The organism is Burkholderia sp. E168m23 (assembly GCF_016586125.1).
In the GTDB taxonomy this organism is placed as follows: domain Bacteria; phylum Pseudomonadota; class Gammaproteobacteria; order Burkholderiales; family Burkholderiaceae; genus Burkholderia; species Burkholderia orbicola.
On sequence record NZ_BCPP01001251.1, the window covers coordinates 1 to 1,642 of the forward strand.

At 66.2% G+C, this 1,642-nt stretch carries 4 protein-coding genes; 2 read left to right on the top strand and 2 right to left on the bottom strand.

Annotated elements, in window-relative coordinates; all coding sequences use genetic code 11:
• Positions 1-179: 179 nt before the first annotated feature.
• Both JMF90_RS36245 and JMF90_RS36250 read left to right on the top strand, forming a co-directional pair.
• Positions 180-623 (top strand): GNAT family N-acetyltransferase, encoded by a 444-nt coding sequence (locus JMF90_RS36245; protein WP_012339675.1) that lies wholly within the window; start codon positions 180-182, stop codon positions 621-623.
• Positions 624-680: 57 nt separating this feature from the next.
• Positions 681-899, top strand: a complete 219-nt coding sequence (locus tag JMF90_RS36250) for a DUF1653 domain-containing protein (RefSeq protein WP_006480837.1) — start codon at positions 681-683, stop codon at positions 897-899.
• 22 nt (positions 900-921) lie between these two features.
• On the opposite strand, the gene atpC is transcribed toward JMF90_RS36250, so the two are convergent.
• Both atpC and JMF90_RS36260 read right to left on the bottom strand, forming a co-directional pair.
• Entirely contained in the window at positions 922-1,380 is a 459-nt protein-coding gene (atpC, locus tag JMF90_RS36255) for an ATP synthase F1 subunit epsilon (RefSeq protein WP_023476056.1), read from the bottom strand.
• A gap of 10 nt (positions 1,381-1,390) precedes the next feature.
• Positions 1,391-1,642: F0F1 ATP synthase subunit gamma (locus JMF90_RS36260; RefSeq protein ID WP_201326261.1), on the bottom strand; the 252-nt coding region annotated here is incomplete at its 5' end.

Here is a 1,642-nt window from a genome sequence, read left to right on the forward strand (position 1 = left end):
GGTACAAGTATAGCACTATTCGAATATATGTACGGAATGTTGTACAGGTCTCGAGGCGCCGTGCGGCAGGACGACGCGCATCTGTTTTCCCGCGGCGGCTCGGCCATACCCTTGTCCCGCACCCCGCGGCGCGGTATCGTCGATGCTCCGCTTTCCGCCCCTCGAACCGGAGAACAGACGTGCCCGCAGCCACCCCCGCCACGCTGAGATTTTCCACCGACAAGCGCGAACTCGACATCGACGCGATCTTCGACTTCCTGCATCGCGACGCGTACTGGTCGCAGGGCATCCCGCGCGACGTGGTCGAGCGGGCGATCGAGGGTTCGCTGTGCTTCGGCGCGTATGTCGGCGACCGGCTCGTCGGGTTCGCGCGGCTCGTCACCGATCACGCGACGTTCGCGTACCTGTGCGACGTGTTCGTGTTGCCGGCCGAACGCGGCAACGGCTACGGCCGCGCGCTGATCGACCATATATTCGCGCAGGAAATGGTGCAGAGCCTGCGCCGCATCATGCTCGCGACGACCGACGCGCACGCGCTGTACCGGCCGGTCGGTTTCGGTCCGCCCGCGAACCCCGAGCGGCTGATGGAGATCCGCCGCCCCGACATCTACACGAAACGCTGACGCGCGGCGCAGCGCATACAATACGCGCTTTCCGTTTTTGCCGAAGAGAAGCACACCATGACCGAACAGGAAGCCGAACAGCTCGCGACGCACCGCCACTACAAGGGCGGCCTGTACCGCTACATCGGCGTTGCCCGCCATTCCGAAACCGAGGAATCGGTAGTCGTCTACGAGCATCTGTGGCCGCATGCGCGCGGGCTGTGGGTGCGGCCGGAAGCGATGTTCAACGGCAATCTCGAAGACGGCACGCCGCGTTTTCGCAAGCTGCGCGACTGAGCGGGCGGCACCGGAGCCGCGGCTAGCCGGCGCTGCCCGGCTTGTCGTGCGGCGTTTGTTGCCGCAGCGCCATCGCAAAGAAGCGCCGGATTTCCTCCATCAATTCCGCGCGGGCCGACGCGAAATCGAACGCGCGCCGGTTTTCGTGCGCGTAGCGCTGGCGCCAGTCGTCGGCCGCATGCCGCGCTTCGCGTGCGCGCAGCTCGTCGAGTTCCGGCGTGCGCAGTGCGTGATCGGCGATCAGCGTCACGCCGTCACGGCTGACCTCCAGCACGCCGCCCGCGACGAGGAGGCGGCGATGCTCGCCGGTCGGCGCATCGACGAGCGTCACGACGCCGGGCCTGATTCGCGTGAGTAGCGGCGCGTGGTGCGGGTAGATCCCCAACTCTCCGCTTTCCCCCGGCACGACGACGAAATGCGCGTCGCCGGCATACAGCACCGCTTCCACGCTCACGATGTCGAGTTTCATCGACGTCTTCATGCGGACTCCTTCAGACCGCCGCCGCGCCGGCGACGATTTCGCACAGCTCGGTGGTGATCTGCGCCTGTCGCGTCTTCTGGTACAGGTGCCGCAGTTCGCGGAGCACGCGGTCGGCGTTGTCCGTCGCGGTCTGCATGCTGAACATCCGCGCGCATTGCTCGCACGCGTAGTTCTCGACGACGGCCTGATAGAGCGTCGCCTCGACGTAGCGCAGCAGCAACGTATCGACCGCCGGTTTGGGCGCGGGCTCGTACAGATAGTC